Origin of the sequence: Achromobacter pestifer, assembly GCF_902859625.1 — a bacterium.
In the GTDB taxonomy this organism is placed as follows: domain Bacteria; phylum Pseudomonadota; class Gammaproteobacteria; order Burkholderiales; family Burkholderiaceae_B; genus Achromobacter; species Achromobacter pestifer.
The window spans coordinates 35781-52964 of record NZ_CADIJX010000010.1 but is presented as its reverse complement, the minus strand read 5'-3'; the positions used below and the strand labels follow the sequence as shown (position 1 = coordinate 52964).

At 63.9% G+C, this 17184-nt stretch carries 19 protein-coding genes; 7 read left to right on the top strand and 12 right to left on the bottom strand.

Annotated elements, in window-relative coordinates; translation table 11 throughout:
* Nucleotides 1–110 precede the first annotated feature (110 nt).
* Together HV753_RS26650 and HV753_RS26645 are read left to right on the top strand one after the other, a co-directional pair.
* A complete protein-coding gene (locus tag HV753_RS26650; protein WP_175177585.1) occupies nucleotides 111–1163 on the top strand; it encodes a glycosyltransferase family 2 protein in 1053 nt (350 codons plus the stop codon).
* Between the two features lie 2 nt (nucleotides 1164–1165).
* Nucleotides 1166–2752 (top strand): ArnT family glycosyltransferase, encoded by a 1587-nt coding sequence (locus HV753_RS26645; protein WP_175177584.1) that lies wholly within the window; start codon nucleotides 1166–1168, stop codon nucleotides 2750–2752.
* Here the strand turns inward: HV753_RS26645 and HV753_RS26640 are convergent.
* The gene (locus tag HV753_RS26640; RefSeq protein WP_175177583.1) at nucleotides 2712–3107 is read right to left on the bottom strand and encodes a GtrA family protein; all 396 of its coding nucleotides are present in this window, start codon (nucleotides 3105–3107) and stop codon (nucleotides 2712–2714) included. The genes HV753_RS26645 and HV753_RS26640 overlap by 41 nt on opposite strands.
* Before the next feature lie 36 nt (nucleotides 3108–3143).
* Between HV753_RS26640 and HV753_RS26635 the strand changes: the two genes are divergently transcribed.
* A complete protein-coding gene (locus tag HV753_RS26635) occupies nucleotides 3144–3959 on the top strand; it encodes a ChbG/HpnK family deacetylase (protein WP_175177582.1) in 816 nt (271 codons plus the stop codon).
* 17 nt (nucleotides 3960–3976) lie between these two features.
* Here HV753_RS26635 and HV753_RS26630 read toward each other — a convergent pair whose 3' ends face one another.
* Entirely contained in the window at nucleotides 3977–4840 is an 864-nt protein-coding gene (locus tag HV753_RS26630; protein WP_175177581.1) for a LysR family transcriptional regulator, read from the bottom strand.
* A 96-nt stretch (nucleotides 4841–4936) separates the two neighbouring features.
* Here HV753_RS26630 and HV753_RS26625 point away from each other — a divergent pair, with 96 nt between their 5' ends.
* Complete coding sequence (locus tag HV753_RS26625) at nucleotides 4937–5425, top strand: multidrug/biocide efflux PACE transporter (protein ID WP_175177580.1); 489 nt, start codon at nucleotides 4937–4939, stop codon at nucleotides 5423–5425.
* Here HV753_RS26625 and HV753_RS26620 read toward each other — a convergent pair.
* The 10 genes from HV753_RS26620 to HV753_RS26575 form a co-directional block, all read right to left on the bottom strand.
* Entirely contained in the window at nucleotides 5412–6062 is a 651-nt protein-coding gene (locus HV753_RS26620; protein WP_175177579.1) for a GntR family transcriptional regulator, read from the bottom strand. The two genes, HV753_RS26625 and HV753_RS26620, sit on opposite strands and share 14 nt — an antisense overlap.
* Nucleotides 6062–7027, bottom strand: coding sequence for a branched-chain amino acid ABC transporter permease (locus tag HV753_RS26615; protein WP_175177578.1), 966 nt, complete (start codon nucleotides 7025–7027; stop codon nucleotides 6062–6064). The genes HV753_RS26620 and HV753_RS26615 overlap by 1 nt, the downstream gene beginning before the upstream one ends.
* Nucleotide 7028: 1 nt before the next feature.
* Complete coding sequence (locus HV753_RS26610; protein ID WP_006217401.1) at nucleotides 7029–7931, bottom strand: branched-chain amino acid ABC transporter permease; 903 nt, start codon at nucleotides 7929–7931, stop codon at nucleotides 7029–7031.
* 111 nt (nucleotides 7932–8042) lie between these two features.
* Nucleotides 8043–9248, bottom strand: coding sequence for an ABC transporter substrate-binding protein (locus HV753_RS26605; RefSeq protein WP_175177577.1), 1206 nt, complete (start codon nucleotides 9246–9248; stop codon nucleotides 8043–8045).
* A 57-nt stretch (nucleotides 9249–9305) separates the two neighbouring features.
* Nucleotides 9306–10031, bottom strand: a complete 726-nt coding sequence (locus HV753_RS26600; RefSeq protein WP_175177576.1) for an ABC transporter ATP-binding protein — start codon at nucleotides 10029–10031, stop codon at nucleotides 9306–9308.
* Complete coding sequence (locus HV753_RS26595) at nucleotides 10024–10779, bottom strand: ABC transporter ATP-binding protein (protein ID WP_175177575.1); 756 nt, start codon at nucleotides 10777–10779, stop codon at nucleotides 10024–10026. Before HV753_RS26595 ends, HV753_RS26600 begins: the two co-directional genes overlap by 8 nt.
* Before the next feature lie 99 nt (nucleotides 10780–10878).
* Nucleotides 10879–11790, bottom strand: coding sequence for a dihydrodipicolinate synthase family protein (locus tag HV753_RS26590; RefSeq protein ID WP_175177574.1), 912 nt, complete (start codon nucleotides 11788–11790; stop codon nucleotides 10879–10881).
* A 184-nt stretch (nucleotides 11791–11974) separates the two neighbouring features.
* Nucleotides 11975–12862 (bottom strand): alpha/beta hydrolase, encoded by an 888-nt coding sequence (locus HV753_RS26585; protein WP_175177573.1) that lies wholly within the window; start codon nucleotides 12860–12862, stop codon nucleotides 11975–11977.
* Nucleotides 12863–12929: 67 nt separating this feature from the next.
* Nucleotides 12930–13574, bottom strand: a complete 645-nt coding sequence (locus HV753_RS26580; protein WP_175177572.1) for a LysE family translocator — start codon at nucleotides 13572–13574, stop codon at nucleotides 12930–12932.
* Complete coding sequence (locus tag HV753_RS26575) at nucleotides 13571–14491, bottom strand: DMT family transporter (protein ID WP_175177571.1); 921 nt, start codon at nucleotides 14489–14491, stop codon at nucleotides 13571–13573. Before HV753_RS26575 ends, HV753_RS26580 begins: the two co-directional genes overlap by 4 nt.
* 205 nt (nucleotides 14492–14696) lie before the next feature.
* On the opposite strand from HV753_RS26575, the gene HV753_RS26570 reads away from it, so the two are divergent.
* The 3 genes from HV753_RS26570 (at nucleotide 14697) to HV753_RS26560 (ending at nucleotide 17050) form a co-directional block, all read left to right on the top strand.
* Nucleotides 14697–16112: an aminotransferase-like domain-containing protein gene (locus HV753_RS26570; protein ID WP_175177668.1), complete on the top strand. Its 1416-nt coding sequence runs from the start codon at nucleotides 14697–14699 to the stop codon at nucleotides 16110–16112.
* 29 nt (nucleotides 16113–16141) lie between these two features.
* On the top strand, nucleotides 16142–16486 hold the full coding sequence (locus HV753_RS26565; RefSeq protein WP_175177570.1) for a protein tyrosine phosphatase family protein: 345 nt from the start codon (nucleotides 16142–16144) through the stop codon (nucleotides 16484–16486).
* 99 nt (nucleotides 16487–16585) lie between these two features.
* Nucleotides 16586–17050, top strand: coding sequence for a universal stress protein (locus HV753_RS26560; protein ID WP_175177569.1), 465 nt, complete (start codon nucleotides 16586–16588; stop codon nucleotides 17048–17050).
* The last annotated feature ends 134 nt before the right edge of the window (nucleotides 17051–17184 follow it).

Sequence of the window (17184 nt, the reverse complement as noted above, 5' to 3'; positions counted from 1 at the left end):
ATTCGCTCGAATCGCCGCATGCGCAGGGACTTGCCGTATTTCATGAAAATTCGACGAGCCCCTGCGCATACTGCGTGCCATAGCGTCCTGTATTTCGAGCCAAGCGTCTTATGCACATCCAATTCCGGTCTGATCCGATCCCGCAACGAGTGTTGACCAAAGCGTATCCGCTGGAATCGCTCTGGTCTTCCAGAGCGGCGGCCGTGCCCTATGACACTTGCGTGACGTGTGTGATTCCCTGCTTGAACGAAGCCGAGAACCTGCGCATCTTGCTGCCGTTGCTGCGCAGCCGCTTGTCTGCGCTGTGCACCAGCTGGGAAATCATCGTTGCCGACGACGGCAGCACCGATGGCACGGAAGCATTGATGGCCGAATGGACGGAGCATGATGGTTTTCGCTACGTGCAGCTATCGCGCAACTTCGGCAAGGAAGCTGCCCTGAGCGCGGGGCTGGAAGCTGCGACAGGCAATGCCGTGATCTGCCTGGATGCCGATTTGCAGCATCCGCCCGCGTTGATCGAGCAGATGCTGGCGCGCTGGGCCGCAGGTGCGGAAATGGTCTATGCGGTGCGCGAAACCCGTGCCGATGAATCCTGGTTGAAGCGCTCTGGCGCTCGCTGGTTCTACAAGCTGCTCAGCAGCGCGCGTGGTGTGAATGTGCCAGCGCATGCGGGCGATTTTCGCTTGATGGACCGTGGCGTGGTGGATGCGCTGAATGCCTTGCCCGAACGTACCCGCTTCATGAAGGGGTTGTACGCCTGGGTGGGTTTCAAGGGAGAAGCACTGCCCTATACGCCTGACGAACGCATGCATGGCGATAGCCGCTTCAGCGGCTTGCGCCTGTTCCGCCTGGCGCTGGATGGCCTGACGGCGTTCACGACCTGGCCGTTGCGCCTGGTCAGCTTGGTCGGCGTGGCCTTCGCCATGCTGGCGATGTCCTATGCCGCCTATCTGGTCGGCGAATACCTGATGTCGGGCAATGCCGTTTCGGGCTGGACGACGATCGTCACCGCCGTGCTGTTTTTCGCCGGGGTCAATCTGATTTCCCTGGGCGTGGTGGGCGAGTATGTCGCCCGCATCTTCGACGAGGTGAAGGGCCGTCCGCTGTATGTCGTGCGGCGGCGTCAAGGCAAGGCCTCGCGCGTAGACAAGGCGACGGGCTGACGATGGCCGGTGGCTCCCCGCCCCGGGCGCGTTCCGAATGGATCCCGCCGGCGGGGAGATTCTTGCTTGCCGTCGGCCTGTGGCTGGCGATTCTGGCGGGAATCCGGCCGTTGATGCTGCCTGACGAGGGCCGCTACGCGGGCGTTGCCTGGGACATGTTGCGCAGCGGATCGTATGCGGTGCCGTTGCTGGACGGCATGCCGTACTTTCACAAGCCGCCGCTGTACTACTGGCTGGCGAAACTTTCCTTCTCGGTATTCGGCCCCTATCCCTGGGCTGCGCGCGTGCCGTCGTGGCTGGCCGCCTGGGGATCATCGGTGGCCCTGTACTACTTCGTGCGCCGCTATCGTGATGGCGCGGCCGCCACGCTCACCGTGCTGGTCCTGTCGACCATCCCGTTCTTCTATGGCGGCGCGCAGTTCGCGAACCTGGACATGCTGGTTGCCGGCATGATCACGCTGTGCGTGCTGGCCGCGGTGGATACGGTCTTGCGCGCGGAGCACGGCCGGCCTTATCGGGGCATGTCCCTGGCTGCGGCGGTGCTGGCTGCGCTGGCGGTGCTGGCCAAGGGGCTGATCGGCTTGGCGCTGCCTGGCGCCGTCTTGCTGATCTGGCTGGTCTGGAGACGAAGCTGGCGCGGCTTGGCCGTCCTGCTGTGGCCGCCTGCGCTGCTGGTGTTCGCCGCCGTGGCCGTGCCCTGGTTCGTCTTGATGCAACTGCGCTTTCCTGGCTTCTACGATTACTTCTTCGTCTATCAGCACTTCCATCGCTTCGCGGCCAGCGGCTTCAACAATGCGCAGCCGTTCTGGTTCTACCTGCCCGTCGTGGCGGGCCTGAGCCTGCCTTGGTCGCTATGGGGCGGCGGCATCATGCGCAAGGCGTTCTGGCAGGATGGCCCGGCGCGTGATCTGCGTCGTCTGGCGTTGGTCTGGTTTGCGGTGGTGCTGGTGTTCTTTTCCTTGCCGCAATCCAAGCTGGTCGGCTATGTGCTGCCCGCGCTGGCGCCGCTGGCCTTCTTGCTGGCCGAGGTCATACTGGGCGCATGGCGCGAGGACGGCGACGTGGTGGCGCCACGGCTGGTGCGGCTTTGCGCCGCCATTGCCGCCGGCATCTGCGTCGTGGCGGTGGGGGTCGCGGCCATCAATACGCGCGGTAGCGCCGCGCCGTTGGCAGAGGTGGTTCGGGCGCAGGCACGGCCGACGGATACCTTTGTCGCCTTGCATACCTATCCCTTTGATCTGGCGTTGTATGCCCGCGCGCCTCGCCCCACGTGGGTGGTCGATGACTGGCTGGATCAGGAGGTGCCGGTTCGCGATAACTGGCGCAAGGAACTCTATGACGCCGCCCTGTTTGATCCGGTCACGGGCAAGGACGTGCTGGTCAGTTCAGCGGAATTCAGGGCCCGCCTGTGCGCTGCGCCCGACGGTGCGCGTTACTGGGTCTGGGGCACTCATTCGGACGGGGCTGTCTATGCGCCACTGCGCGGCCTGGACCCGGTGGTAAGCAGCGTGAAGTACGTGATGTGGCGGGTGGACGTGGACGACGCCTTCAGGCTGCGGGCTTGTGGCGGAATGCCCAAAGCCGGCTAGCGATGAAGGTGAGGAACGCCAGCCCGATCAGAATCAGCGCCAGCAGCAGGTCGTAAGGAATGGTGGTGATGTGCAGCAGCAAGGCGTAGGAGGATTCATTGATCCCGAAACCAGCGGCTGAAATCAGGAAGAAACGACGGGCTGCCACGGCCCAGGGGGTGCGGGTATGTCGGAAGGTAAGCCGGTAGTGGCCGGAGAACGAAACCACGAAGGCGACAAGCCAGCCAACCAGGTTGGCGGCCAGCGGCGGCAGGTGCAGCACTTCGACGCAGCCCACGGCAACGACCCAGTGCGTGGCAGCGGCGGCGCATCCCACGGCAACGAAAAGGCTGATCTGTTGAAGCAAGGCGCGCATGGAAATCGTGGTGAAATGGAAAGCAGAGGTGGCGCAATGAGCAAACGAATCGTCGTCTGCGGGGACGATTTTGGCATGAATGCCGATATCGATGAAGGCATGATCGCGCTGGCGGGCATGGGCCGCTTGAGCGCCGTCAGTGGCTTGTCGCTAGGCCCCACGTTTGCCCGGAATGCCGGCCGCCTGGCCGCGCACGATATCGACATCGGCCTGCACGTGAACTTCTCGGAATCACTGGGCGGGGATGCTGCGCCGATGCCGTCGCTGAGGGCGCTGATTCTTCGCGCCTATGCCGGCCAGCTGGATCCAGCTTGGATCGACGCGCAATTGAATCGTCAGTTCGATGCCTTTGAATCCACGTTTGGCCGTGCGCCCGATTATGTGGATGGCCATCAACACGTGCACCAATTGCCCGGCATCCGCGAACAAGTGCTGTCGCAACTGAAGCGCCGCTACGGCGATCAGCGGCCCTGGCTGCGTCAGACCGCACCCGGCGCGCTGCAAGGCATTCCGTTGAAGGAATCGATCAAGGCTCGCATCATCGGTGCGTTGGGCTCCGGGGCGTTGGCCCGTCAGGCCCGCCAGGACGGTGTTCGCACCAATCGCCGGTTGTTGGGCGTTTACGGATTCGAGGGCGGCAAGCGCCACTACGAGAGCCTGTTGCAGCATTGGCTGTGCAATGCGCGCGATGGGGATCTGCTGATGTGCCATCCCGCCATGGATAGTTCGGACGACAGCGCCATGTCACACCAGCGCCAAGCCGAATTCGATGTGTTGGCCAGCCCCCTGCTGGGTGATTGGATCAGCGCCAACGGCTTACGCATCGCTCGCCTGCCGGCGGCCGCGGGTTGAATCACGCCGGGTGCGCGTCATCCGCGCGTCAGGCTTTCCAGCAACCATGCACCTGCGGGCCCCAACGCACGCCGCGTGGACCACACGGCATCCACCCGGATATGGCGCGGCCAGCCGGGCACCGTCAGTTCCACCAGTTGATCACGCCCGAAGCGCTGAATCATCCAGCGTGGCAATTCGGCCCAGCCAAACCCCAAGCTGGCCATTTCAAGCAGCATCAGATAGCCCGGCGCCGACCAGGTAGCGTGTGGCGGCGCGGTGTCCTTGTCGTCCAGTTCGTAGGTGCTCAGACGCAGTTCGCGCTCAGTCCTTAGCTCATCGTTCGTGACCCGGGGGCGGCCCGCCAGCGGATGGCCGCGCCCCACGCACAACACGATTTCGGACATATCGGACAGTGTGGCGTGCGCCACGTCGGGCGGGTAGCTGTCCTGCGCCGCCATCAGACCCACATGCGCGCGCCCCTGCTGCACCAGCGCCACCACATCTTCGTATTCCGCGATCAGGCATTCAAAGCGCAGCGCCGGGTAGCGCCGGTCGATCTGGCTGAGCATGGTTTCAAAGGTCTCGGACTGGAATGTGTCCGATAGCACCACGGTCAGCCGGGGTTCCAGCCCCTCGGCCAATTGGCTGGCGCTGCGGTTCAGGCGGTCATTCGCGGCCAGCACCTGCAAGGCTTGGCCCAGCAATACCTGGCCGGCCCCGGTCAGCGCGGGTTGGCGTTGGCTGCGATCGAACAGCGTGACATTCAGGTCCACCTCCAGGTTGGCGATGGTTTCACTGATCGTGGACTGGCTTTTTCCCAGTTTCCGGGCGGCTGCGGAAAACGAGCCTTCAGAGGCGACTTGGGCGAACGCCGCCAGGGATTCAAGTGAATGGCGCATTGGTATATCGGTTTTTCCGATGGATATGATCTTTATCGTACCGGAAATTTCGTCGAAAATGCCTTCCATTCTGTAGCAACCGACCTCAGGTGGGTCATGACGCAAACCACGAAAACCCTGAAAGAACGCTTTTTCCACGCCTTTCTGTTTGAAATCCTGGCCATCGGCCTGTGCGCGCCCGCGGCCGCCTGGGCCATGGGCAAATCCCTGTTTGAAATGGGCGTGCTGACCGCGGTCATCGCCTGGATCGCACTGGTCTGGAACATGATCTACAACGCAGGCTTCGATCGTGTCGAAAACCGCTTTGGCTGGACGCGCAACCTGCGGGTGCGCATCGTGCATGCCTTTGGATTCGAGCTGGGCCTGATTCTGATCGTGATCCCGCTGGCGGCCTGGTGGCTCAACATCAGCTTGTGGGAAGCCTTTGTGCTGGATATCGCCCTGGTGCTGTTCTACCTGCCCTACGCATTCCTGTACAACCTGGCCTATGACCGGTCACGCCCGCGCGTCATGCAATGGCTGAACCGGAGCCGTGCGGACGCCGCCGTGGCCCCGGTTGCCGTGCCCGCGGCTACGCGCCAATGACCTTGCGCGTGAACATCTCCAGGTAGTCCATCAATGAATCCGCGCCTTTGATGGCCGCGGCTTCATTGCCGGTGGCAATGCCCTGGGCCATCAGCATGTGGCGGCGGGCGCCTTCGGCGATATCGCCTTCATGCTGATAGGCGTACCAGAAGCGCCGGCACTGAATGATCAACGGCTCGACGGCGTTCACGGCGGACACATTGCGACAGGCGTCGTGACAGACGTAATCCAGCAACTGGTCGGCGTGCATGTAGTCGTCCAGGTTGCCGCCTTCCGATGCGCGGATCATTTGCGCCGCGCAGTCCACGATCTGGGTGCGCTGCGTGGGCGTGGCACGTCGTGCCGCGCTGGCGGCGATCAATTGTTCCAGTGCGCGGCGGGTCTGGATCAGATCCATGTGGTCCGCCAGCTGGATCATCGACACGCGCAAGCCGCGCCGCGGTTCCTGGCGGATCAGCCCGGCCGCCACCATGCGCAGCAGCGCTTCACGCAGGGGCGTGCGCCCCAGGCCGGTCTTTTCCACCAGATCTGCTTCCACGACCGCGCTGCCGGGCTGCAATTGCAGCGTGGCGATCATGCTTTCGATCTGGTCGTAGGCCACATCCGCGGCACGCCGTTTGGGTTCTGCTCCTGCCATCAATTATTGTTTTCCTTCGTTTTGCGCCACTGCGTGTAGGCCAGCCATTCGCCAACGAACCCGCGTCGGAAGAACGACACGCACAACACGAAAATCAGCCCAATGACGATGGTGACGACATCGCCCAGGGTGGCAAGATAATTCTGCAAGCTGACAACCAGCGTCGCCCCGACCACAGGGCCCCACACCGTGCCGATGCCGCCCAGGAGCGTCATCAACAGCACCTCGGTGGAGGTAGCCAGCGACACGTCGTTCAAGGCCACCAGCTGAAGCACCAGCGCCTTGAGCGAACCGGCCAGCCCGGCGACCGAGGCGGACAGCACGAAGGCCAACAGCTTGCACCGATCCGTATCGTAACCTAGCGAAATGGCGCGTGGCGCGTTGTCTCGGATGGTCTTGAGCACCTGGCCGAAGGGGGAATGGATCACCCGATAGACGAACAGGAAGCCCAGCACGAACACCCCCAGCGCGAAGTAATACATGTTCGTGTCCACGCTCAGATCCACCAGGCCCAGGAACTTGCCGCGAGGGATGCCCTGCATGCCGTCCTCGCCGCGCGTCCAGCCCACCTGCACCGCCATGAAGTACGCCACCTGGGACAGGGCCAGCGTGATCATCGCGAAATAGATGCCGGTGCGCCGGATGGCCAGCCAGCCGATCGCATAACCGATGGCAGCCGCCATGGCCACGCCGCAGAGCAGGGCGATTTCGGGAGGCAGGCCGCGCGCGCCGAACAGGATCATCATCTGGCCAGCGGCGTAGCCGGCCCAGCCGAAGAACGCCGCATGGCCGAAGGACACCAGGCCGGTAAAGCCGGTCAGCAGGTTGAAGGCCAGCGCAAACAGCGCAAAGCACAGCACCTTCATCATGAACACGGGGTAGATGATCTGGGGGAAGAAGGGCACCAGCAGCGCGGGCAGCAGCAGCAATGCCAGGATGCGGATCGAAAGAGGAATGCGCGACACCTTATTTCTCCTTGCCGAACAGGCCTGCGGGGCGCATCAGCAACACGACGGCCATCACGATGAACACGACCACGGTGGACGCTTCGGGATAGAACACTTTGGTCAGCCCCTCCAGCAGCCCCAGCGCCAGGCCGGTGACGATGGCGCCCATGATGGAACCCAGCCCGCCAATCACCACCACGGCGAACACGATGTTCAACAGGTTGGACCCCATCAGCGGATTGATCTGCATGACGGGTGCGGCCAGCACGCCGGCCACCCCGGCCAGCGCCACGCCGAAGCCGTAGGTCAGCGTGATCATCACCGGCACGTTCACGCCAAAGGCTTGCAGCAACTTGGGGTTTTCGGTGCCGGCGCGCAGCATGGCGCCCAGCCGGGTGCGTTCAAACAAGTACCAGGTGGCGATGCACAGCGTCAGCGAGGCCACCACCACGAAGCCCCGGTACGCCGGCAGGAACATGAACCCCAGGTCAAAGCCGCCTTGCAGGATCTCGGGCGGCTCGTAGCCCACGCCCGAGATACCGTAGAAATAGCGGAAACCGCCTTCCATCATCAGGGCGATGCCGAAGGTCAGCAGCAGGCCGTACAGGTGGTCCAGGTGATACAGCCGTTTCAGCAGCGTCTTTTCGATCACGACGCCCACCGCGCCCACCAGCAGCGGCGCCAGGATCAGCGCCGCCCAGAAGTTGATCTGCACGCCGGGCCCCAGCAGTTGCGGCAGCTGCGTGAAACCGATCCACGCCAGGAACGCCGCCATCATGAACTGGGCGCCATGCGTGAAATTGACGATATTGAGCAGGCCGAAAATGATGGCCAGCCCCATGCTCAGGATGGCGTAGAAGCAGCCGTTGATCAGCCCTACCAGCAGTTGGGCGAGCAGGGCGGGAAGTGAGATGTCGAACATAGTGGGCGGCAGGCGGCTGAGCGCGTCGGATTCCAGGAAGCGCGTGACGCAGGCAAGCGCCGCGCGCAGGGCAGCCGGCGCCGGACGCGAAGCCCGGCGCGCGTCTTCGGGTTACGACTTGTTCAACGGGCAAGAGGCCTGGGGCTTGGGAAACACGTCCTCGCCCTTCAGCACCGACTTCACGTTGTAGTAGTCCCACGGGGCCTTGGACTCCGCGGGCGCCTTCACTTGCAACAGCAGCATGTCATGCACCAGGGCGCCATCCGCGCGCAGCTTGCCATTGCGGATCACGGCATCGTTGATGGTCATTTCGCGCAGCTTGGCCATCACGGCGGGGGCGTCGTCCGTGCCAGCGGCTTCGATCGCCTTCAGGTAGGACAAGGTGGCGGAGTACACGCCCGCTTGCGAGGCCGTCGGCATCTTCTTGGCTTTTTCAAAGAACTTCTTGGCCCAGGCGCGGGATGCGTCGTCGTAGTCCCAATAGAACGCTTCGGTCAGGTACATGCCCTGCGCCTTGGGCAAGCCCATGCTGTGCACGTCCGAGATATAGGTCAGCAGCGGCGCGACGATCTGCTTCTTGTTGATGCCGAATTCGTTGGCTTGCTTGACGGCGTTGACGGTGTCGTTGCCGGCGTTGGCCAGCGCGATCACGTCCGCCTTCGACGCCTGCGCCTTCAGCAGGAACGATGAGAAATCATTGCCAGGGAAGGGGTGGCGCGACACGCCCACGACGGTACCGCCGTTCTCTTTGATGACCTCGGTTGCATCCTTTTCCAGCGAGTGGCCGAAGGTGTAATCGGCAGTGATGAAGTACCAGGTCTTCTTGCCTTCCTTCACCAATGCCCGGGCCGTGCCGGCCGCCAGTGCGTAGGTGTTGGTGGTCCATTGCGCATTCAACGGCGAGCACTTCTCGCCCAGGATCGCCGTGGACAGGCCGGCCGAAGGCATCGTCACGCGGTTCTTCTGCTTCGCGATTTCCATCACCGCCAGCGCGGTGGACGCCGTGGGGAAATCGGTGATCATGTCGACCTTGCCCTGGTCGAACCATTCGCGGGCCAGGTTGGCGGCCACGTCGGGCTTGTTCTGGTGATCGGCGGCCACCACTTCCACGGGCTTGCCCAGCACCTTGTTGCCCATTTCTTCCGCGGCCAGGCGCGCGGCGATCACGGAGCCGTTGCCGGCCAGGTCGGAATACACGCCGGACAAGTCGGTCAGCACGCCGACCTTGACGACATCGTCGCTGATCTTGGCTTGTGCATGGACCCCGCCGGCGGCGCTCAGGGTAAGCAGTGCTGCTGCGATTCGATTCAATTTCATCTGACTACGCTCCGTGTAGGAATGGGGGACTGCGGTCGGAAGGAATACCGTGGGACATCAAATGCCGAGCAAGGCGTTCAGCTTGTCCTGCGAGTGCTGGACCTCGGCGCGGTCGATCACGGCAACCACCTGGCCGTGCTCGATGACGTAATGGCGGTCAGCCAGATGCTGGGCGAAGCGGAAGTTCTGTTCGACCAGCACGGTGGTGTAGCCGCGCTCTTTCAACTGCCGGATCACACGGCCCAGCGATTGCACGATGACCGGCGCCAGACCTTCGGTGATTTCATCCAGCAACAGCAATCGGGCGCCGGTGCGCAGGATGCGTGCCATCGCCAGCATCTGTTGCTCGCCACCCGACAGCCGCGTGCCCGGACTGTGCGCACGCTCTTTCAGGTTGGGGAACATCGTGTAGATCTCTTCCACCGACATGCCGCCCGTGCCCACCGAGGGCAGCAGCATGAGGTTTTCCTCGGCGCTCAATGAGGCGTAGATGCCGCGCTCTTCAGGGCAATAGCCAATGCCCCGGCGCGCGATCTTGTGGGTGGGCATGCCCACCGTTTCCTGCCCCTGAACCTTGATCGAGCCACTGCGGCGGCCCACCAGTCCCAGGATGGATTTCAACGTCGAACTGCGCCCTGCGCCATTGCGGCCCAGCAGCGTCACGCACTCGCCAGGCTTCACGTCCAGGTTGATGCCATGCAGGATGTGCGATTCGCCGTACCAGGCATGCAGATTGCGGATCTCCAGCATGTTTCCGGACGCGCCGGCCACGGCTTCATTCATCTTCGGCTCCCATGTAGGCCTCGCGCACGGCCGGGTCTTCCGACACGATCGCGTAGGGGCCTTCGGCCAGGATCTCGCCCCGTTGCAAAACGGTGATGGTGTCGGAGATGTCCGCCACCACTTTCATGTTATGTTCGACCATCAGGATGGTGCGGCCCGCGGACACCTGCTTGATCAGGTGCTTGACCCGGTCCACGTCCTCGTGGCCCATGCCCTGCGTGGGCTCGTCCAGCAGCAGCAGTTCCGGCTCCAGCGCCAGCGTGGTGGCGATTTCCAGCGTGCGCTTGCGGCCGTAGGGCAGGTCGCCCGCCGCAACGTCCAGGTGCGTGCGCAGGCCCACTTGGTCCAGCAGTTCCTCGACGCGGTGGTGCAGGCTTTCCAGCGTGCGCTCAGAACGCCAGAAGCAATAATCCACGCCCAGCTTGCGCTGCAAGGCCACGCGCACGTTCTCGCGCACCGACAGCTGCGGGAACACGGCCGATATCTGGAACGAACGCACGATGCCGCGGCGCGCGGTCTGCGCGGGACGTTCCTGCGTGATGTCCACGCCGTCGTACAGGATCTCGCCGCGCGTCGGCACGTGGAACTTGGTCAGCAGATTGAAGAACGTGGTCTTGCCCGCGCCGTTGGGACCGATCAGCGCATGGATGGCGCCGCGCCGCACGCTCAGGTCGACGTTGTTGACCGCCACGAAACCGCGGAATTCCTTGGTCAGGCCCCGGGTCTGAAGGATGATGTCGCTTTGCATGATGTCCGATAGGCGTGCAGGAGGACAGGCCCTCCGCGCGCGGCCAGGCCACGCGGCGGAGAGTTCGTGCTGCGGGGGAATGCGTCCGTGAACGGACGCTTACGTCGACTGGTATTGCTTGGGGCGCTTGGCCATCGCGGCCTGGATGATGGCCGTGCAACGCTCGCGTTCCGCGCCAATCAGCGGCAGACGCGGACGACGCACGTGTTCATTGCCGACACCGGCCAGGGTTTCGGCCAGCTTGATGTTCTGCACCAGCTTGGTGGACACATCCAGGTGCAAGAGCGGCGTGAACCATTGGTAGAGCGCCAGCGCGTCTTGCCACTTGCCGGCTTTCATCAGGTCGTAAAGCGCCACGGTTTCGCGCGGGAAGGCGGTGACCAGTCCGGCCAGCAGTCCGTCGGCGCCCAGCGCCAATGCTTCATAGGACAGGTCGTCCACGCCGATGAACAGCTGGTAGCGCGTGCCCAAGGCATTGCGCAGATCGGTCAGGCGGCGAATGTCGTCGCTGCTTTCCTTGATGGCGACCAGCCACGGGCAGTCGGCCAGTTCGACCATGTGCTCGGTCTTCAGGTCCACGCGGTAGGCGACGGGGTTGTTGTAGATCATGCAGGGCTTTTGCGCGGCTTCCGCCATGGTGCGGATGCTCTGCATTGCTTCACGCGCGTCCGCCACGTAGATCAGCGATGGCATCAACATGAAGCCGTCCACGCCCATTTCGACGGCGGCCTTGATGAAACGCAGCGCTTCGCGAGTGCTGGTTTCCGACACGTTGGCCAGAACCGGAATGCGGCCGGCGCTGACTTCCACCGCGCACCGCGTGACCGCAAGCTTTTCTTCCAGCGTCAGGGTGCTGGCTTCGCCCAGCGAGCCGCAGGTGACCAGACCGTGAACCCCGTTGTCGATCAAGAAGCCGAAGTGCTTGCGCATCGCTTCAAAGTCGAGGGATTCGTCGGCGTGGAACTTACTGGTTACGGCAGGAAATACGCCCTGCCAACGCACGTTACTCAACTGGATTCTCCTCAAGATGGCGTCGCTTCATTGGCGGAGCGGCGAACAGGACTGAAGTTTAATATCCAGTAAATATATTTAGTAGAAGTTTTATATGGGAGTTTCCCGAGATCGGGTTTTCCCGGCGGGTTTGTGTGGGGGGACGGGCAAGACTACGCCCCGCGCGCAGGCAGGGCGGCGGGCATCAGCCCGCTTTGCGTTTGTATGCCCGGGTGGCGTCTTGCATGAATGCCTTCACGGCAGCGTCATACTGCGGGCCGCTGCGAAAGGCGCCCGAGTGCGACGCGCCTTCGATCTTCACCAGCCGTTTCAGGTCTGGCGCCACGCTGCGCGCCGCGGCGAAGAGTTCGTCGCTCATCGTATGGGGCACCACGCGGTCAGCCGTGCCGTGCATGAACAGCATGGGCGTGTGCATCTGCGCCAGCTTGTCCACGGAATCGAACGGCTGCGTGACCAACAGGCCGGCGCCTGGCACCTTGCCCCAACGCAGGGTGCCCAGCATGGCGCCGATGCTGGTGAAGCTGGACTCCACGATCAAGCCCGCGAAGTCCGGTTGTTCGGGGCGTGCCGCCAGGTCAATGGCGATGGCGCCGCCCAGGCTGTGGCCGTAGACAAAGCGGCGCGCGGGATCGGGTTGCAGCCGGGCCAGTTCCTTCAGCCCCGCCATCGCGTCTTCCAGCGCGCTGTCCTCGGACGGCAGGCGCGGCGTGGATGCGCCAAAGCCGCGGTAGTCGATGGCCAGCACGGAATAGCCCATGCGTGTCCAGCCGTCGATGCGAAAGGCGCTGCCGTTCAGGTTCCAGCGCGCGCCGTGCAGATACAGCACCGTGGGGGCGCCCGCCTTGGGGCTTTGCCAGTACCAGGCGCGCACCTTGTCGCCGTTGGCCAGCGCCAGGTCATAGACCTCGGTGCCGGCGGCGGGTTCACGCCACCAGGTCTGCGGTTCGGATTGGGGGGAAAAGATTGTCTGGCGCTGCCAGGAATCCAGTTGCGAGCAGCCCACCACACTGGCGGTGGCAAGCAGGGCGGCGACGAAAAGCCGGCGGGCGGAGAGGCGGGGCAGGGCGGGCATGAAAGATATGACCCTGTCGGGTCAGCGGGGTTCCGGTATCAGGATACCCCGGGATCCGGCTTGCGCGTCAGCGCAATAGTTCCAACGCCACCGGATACAGCGACGCCACCAGCAGCAGCGCCATGCCAATGTTGAAGGCGCGGATCGCCCAGGGCTTATGCAGTACCCGGCGTAGCGCAGTGCCGAACGTGACCCAGACGCCGATGCTGGGCAGGTTGACGATGCCGCAGACCAGCGTGGCAATCACCAGATTGGCGAAGAAGCCGTTCTGCGGCGTGTAGGTGGCCACCACGCCCACCGCCATCACCCATGCCTTGGGATTGACCCATTGAAATGCCGCCGCTTGCAGGAAGGTGAACGGCTTGCCCCGGGCCTCACCGTCGTCCATGCCGCCCGAGTTGGCGATTTTCCAGGCCAGGTAAAGCAGGTACGCGGCGCCGCCGTACTTCAGCACCGTATACAGCTCGGGCACTTGCTGGAAGACCGAACCCAGGCCAATGCCCACCAGGAAGATCATCAACGTGAACCCCAGATTCACGCCCAGCAGGTGCGGCATGCTGCGGCGGAAGCCGAAATTCAGGCCGGACGATGCCAGCATGACGTTGTTGGGCCCCGGCGTAATCGAGCTGACCAGCGCGAACAGGGCCAGCGGGCCTAGCAGCGATGCGGAAGCCAGGGGCACGTCGGCCCAGTTGGTCGGGAGCAGATTCATTTTGCGGTCCTCACAATGGCGCGGCGTCCGCCGGCGATAACGGCGATCACGGCAACCGCGAAGACGAATGTCGACGGTTCCACGGATTCACCAAATAGCAATGCAGCCGCCACGACAGTGAGGAAGGGTTGCAACAACTGCACTTGTCCCACCCGGGCGATCCCGCCCACGGCCAAGCCGCGGTACCAAGCGAAGAATCCCAGGAACATTGAACCGAATGCCAAGTAGGCGCAAGCGGTAACCACCGTGGCACTGGGCCAGTGGGCCTGCGTGGCCAACCAGCCGACAGGCGCCAGCACCACGGGCGCGCTGATCGCCAGCGCCCAGCAAATGGTGCGCCAGCCGCCCAGCGTGCGCGCCGCACGGGCGCCTTCCGCATAACCCATGCCACCCAGCACCACGGCCACCAGCAGCCAAAGGTAGCCGGTGGCCAGCGTGCCGTCGCCTTGGCGCAAGGCAAAGGTGGTGACCAGCGCAGCGCCCACCACCGCCCAGGCCCAGAAGGCGGCTGACGGGCGCTCTCCGCTACGCAGCGCCGCGAAAGCGGCCGTCGATAGCGGCAGCAGCCCGTTGAACACCGCACCGTGCGAAGACGATACGGTTTGCATGGCCACGGTGGAAGCCAGCGGCCAGCCTACGACGATGCCCAGCGCCGCCAGGATCACCCCGGGCCATTCCTGGCGGTTTGGCCGCCGGCTGCGCGTGAACCACAACAGGGCAATGGCCGGCACGGCGGCCACCAGGGCACGCCCCAGACCCACCAGCAGGGGCGCCAGTTCGGCGACCGCCACGCGCGTCATCGGCAGCGTCAGGGAAAAGACCAGCACACCCAGGAAGCCATAGCCATAGCCCTCCCAGACGGATGGCGGCGCGGAGGGCGCCGTCCGGGGCAACGGATAAAGCGAGGATCGGGTCATGACAGCGGCCAGGAAAAGGGCGGGGTGACAGGCGGAATTTGGGGGCGGGGACACCCGTGGTTGCGGGCTTTTCGTATAACTGTCACTCTACGCATAGTTATCGGTACAGTACCGGTACACTTAGGCATATCACTTTAATCACTGGCCTGGTCAAATCCCCATGACAGTTGCTTCCTCTCCCGCCTCTTCCATGCCCTGGCAACCCGTGCGCCAGGCCGATGCCTCCCTGGTGACGCAGTTGGCCGATGGCCTGGCTCGCCGCATCGACGAACAGGGCCTGCGGCCCGGTACCCGCCTGCCATCCATCCGAAAAATGGCCGAACAGTCAGGCGTCAGCCGCTTCACGGTGGTGGAAGCCTATGACCGCCTGGTGGCCCGTGGCCTGGTCCAGTCGCGCCGGGGAGCAGGCTTTTTCGTCCGGGCGCGCAGCGGCCCTCTGGCCGCGGTCGCGACGGCGCCAGCCGTCACCCTGGCGCCGCCTGCCCGGGTGGACATCGCCTGGCTGCTGCGCAGCATGTTCCGCGAAACCACGGCCCCGGGCATGCCAGGCGGAGCGGGCCTGCTGCCGGCCGAATGGCTGGACCCGGACATGGTGGCCAGCGCCGTGCGCGCGGTGGGGCGTTCCGTACGCGCCAACTTGGTCAGCTACGGCCATCCGCAAGGCTTCGCGCCGTTGCGTCAGCAGATCGCGGCATCGTTGCAGAACGATGGCGTGCCGGCGCATCCGGAACTCAATCTGCTGACCACCAATGGGGTAACGCACGGGCTGGACCTGATCGCGCGGCACCTGGTCAAGCCAGGCGACACCGTGCTGGTGGAAGACCCCGCGTGGTTCGTCATCTTTGGCCGTCTGGCAGCCTTCGGCGCGCGCTTGATCGGGGTGCCGCGCGGGCCTGACGGCCCGGACATCGCCATGCTGGAACAGATGGCCGCCGAGCACAAACCCAAGCTTTTCATCATCAACAGCGCGGTGCATAACCCCACTGGGCACACCTTGTCGGCAGGGGTGGCCTACGACATCCTGCGGATCGCCGAGCGCCACGATTTCATGGTGGTCGAAGATGACACCTATGGCGAACTGCATCCGGGCGGCGCCATGAAGCTGGCCGTGCTGGACCGGCTGAATCGCGTCATCCTGGTCAGCGGCTATTCCAAGATGCTGGCCGCGAGCCTGCGTGTGGGCTATGTGGCCGCCAACCCCGACATCCTGCAAAAGTTGGCCGACCTGAAAATGCTGGCCGGCCTGACCTCGCCCGAGCTAGGCGAGCGCGTGGTCCACCGCGTGCTGATGGAAGGCCAATACCGGCGCCACATCGAGCGTGTCCGGGCGCGGGTGGACGACGCCCGCCAGCGGTGCCTGAAAGGGCTGCTGAAACTGGGGCTGACGGTGCCTCATGAGCCCAACGCCGGGATGTTCGTGTGGACGGATTGCGGCCGAGATACCGAAGTGCTGGCGCGCGAGGCCGCCGACCGTGGCATGCTGCTGGCGCCGGGCACGCTGTTTTCCCCGTCACAGGCGCCGTCGACCATGTTGCGCTTTTCGGTCTCGATCGCGGACGATCGGGGCATCTGGACCGAATTGGAAAAACTCTTCGCGCAAAACGGCTCCTACAATCAATAATACGCAGCTATCTATCTGAAGGAACCGCCATGTCCGCACCCATCAAACCCCTGACCGAAAACTTTGCCGTCGCGCCTCAATTGGGTCCCGACGACATGGCCGATGTGGCCGCCGCCGGCTACAAGAGCGTCATCATCAATCGCCCCGACTTTGAAGGCGGCCCGGACCAGCCCACCGCTGCCGACGTGTCCAAGGCGGCAGTCGCTGCCGGCCTGCAAGTCGAATACCAGCCCGTGGTGGGCAGCGCCATGACCGTGTCCGACGTCGTGCGCTTCGCCGAACTGCTCAATACCCTGCCGGGCCCCGTGTTGGCGTACTGCCGCACCGGCACCCGCTGCACCAATTTGTACGCAGCTGCCCAACAATTGGGCTGAAGCGATACTTGACGCGCGTCAAGCTTGCCGGGTTCCCTTGATGTGAACCTGGCGGCTTTCCGGTAGCATAAAGATTCCTCTCAAACAGGAGCAGGCAAGATGTTCAAGAAGATCCTGATTCCCACCGACGGTTCGCCGCTGTCGGCCCAAGCCGCCAACGCGGGTATTACCTTCGCACGTTCGGTCGGTGCCGAAGTCGTCGCCCTTTACGTGACGCAGCCCTTTGCGGCCACGATCGGTTTTGACGGCATGGCCGCAGCCTACGCCATCACCGACGAAGATTACGAAAAGGCTTCGGCCGAGCAAGCCGACAAGTACCTGAAATTGATCACCGACCGCGCGGATACCGCCGGGGTCAAGTCTGAAGCGCGCGCCGTGTCCAACTTCAACGTGGCCGACGGTATCGTCCAAGCCGCCACCGACGCTGGATGCGACCTGATCTTCATCGGCAGCCACGGCCGCAGCGGCCTGTCGCGCCTGCTGTTGGGCAGCGTCACCGCCAAGGTCCTGTCGCTGGCCACCACTGCCGTGCTGGTGTATCGCGTCAAGGAAGAAAAGAAGTAAGCGCTGCCTGCGCTGGCGCCACGCCGGTGCACGTGCGACAAAACCCCTCGATGCCGAGGGGTTTTTTTTGGCTATCGCGCCCATAAAGATCTTTTTCTTTGGGGGGGACGATTGGTTCTTGTATCTTGCCGCGC

Bases quoted from the DNA above. Each gene is read 5' to 3' on its own strand.
- HV753_RS26605 (WP_175177577.1), bottom strand. From the start codon at position 9,248: ATGAAATTGAATCGAATCGCAGCAGCACTGCTTACCCTGAGCGCCGCC.
- HV753_RS26630 (WP_175177581.1), bottom strand. From the start codon at position 4,840: ATGCGCCATTCACTTGAATCCCTGGCGGCGTTCGCCCAAGTCGCCTCT.
- HV753_RS26565 (WP_175177570.1), top strand. From the start codon at position 16,142: ATGTCCGCACCCATCAAACCCCTGACCGAAAACTTTGCCGTCGCGCCT.
- HV753_RS26560 (WP_175177569.1), top strand. From the start codon at position 16,586: ATGTTCAAGAAGATCCTGATTCCCACCGACGGTTCGCCGCTGTCGGCC.
- HV753_RS26640 (WP_175177583.1), bottom strand. From the start codon at position 3,107: ATGCGCGCCTTGCTTCAACAGATCAGCCTTTTCGTTGCCGTGGGATGC.
- HV753_RS26610 (WP_006217401.1), bottom strand. From the start codon at position 7,931: ATGTTCGACATCTCACTTCCCGCCCTGCTCGCCCAACTGCTGGTAGGG.
- HV753_RS26650 (WP_175177585.1), top strand. From the start codon at position 111: ATGCACATCCAATTCCGGTCTGATCCGATCCCGCAACGAGTGTTGACC.
- HV753_RS26645 (WP_175177584.1), top strand. From the start codon at position 1,166: ATGGCCGGTGGCTCCCCGCCCCGGGCGCGTTCCGAATGGATCCCGCCG.
- HV753_RS26585 (WP_175177573.1), bottom strand. From the start codon at position 12,862: ATGCCCGCCCTGCCCCGCCTCTCCGCCCGCCGGCTTTTCGTCGCCGCC.
- HV753_RS26625 (WP_175177580.1), top strand. From the start codon at position 4,937: ATGACGCAAACCACGAAAACCCTGAAAGAACGCTTTTTCCACGCCTTT.
- HV753_RS26635 (WP_175177582.1), top strand. From the start codon at position 3,144: ATGAGCAAACGAATCGTCGTCTGCGGGGACGATTTTGGCATGAATGCC.
- HV753_RS26595 (WP_175177575.1), bottom strand. From the start codon at position 10,779: ATGCAAAGCGACATCATCCTTCAGACCCGGGGCCTGACCAAGGAATTC.
- HV753_RS26580 (WP_175177572.1), bottom strand. From the start codon at position 13,574: ATGAATCTGCTCCCGACCAACTGGGCCGACGTGCCCCTGGCTTCCGCA.
- HV753_RS26620 (WP_175177579.1), bottom strand. From the start codon at position 6,062: ATGGCAGGAGCAGAACCCAAACGGCGTGCCGCGGATGTGGCCTACGAC.
- HV753_RS26600 (WP_175177576.1), bottom strand. From the start codon at position 10,031: ATGAATGAAGCCGTGGCCGGCGCGTCCGGAAACATGCTGGAGATCCGC.
- HV753_RS26575 (WP_175177571.1), bottom strand. From the start codon at position 14,491: ATGACCCGATCCTCGCTTTATCCGTTGCCCCGGACGGCGCCCTCCGCG.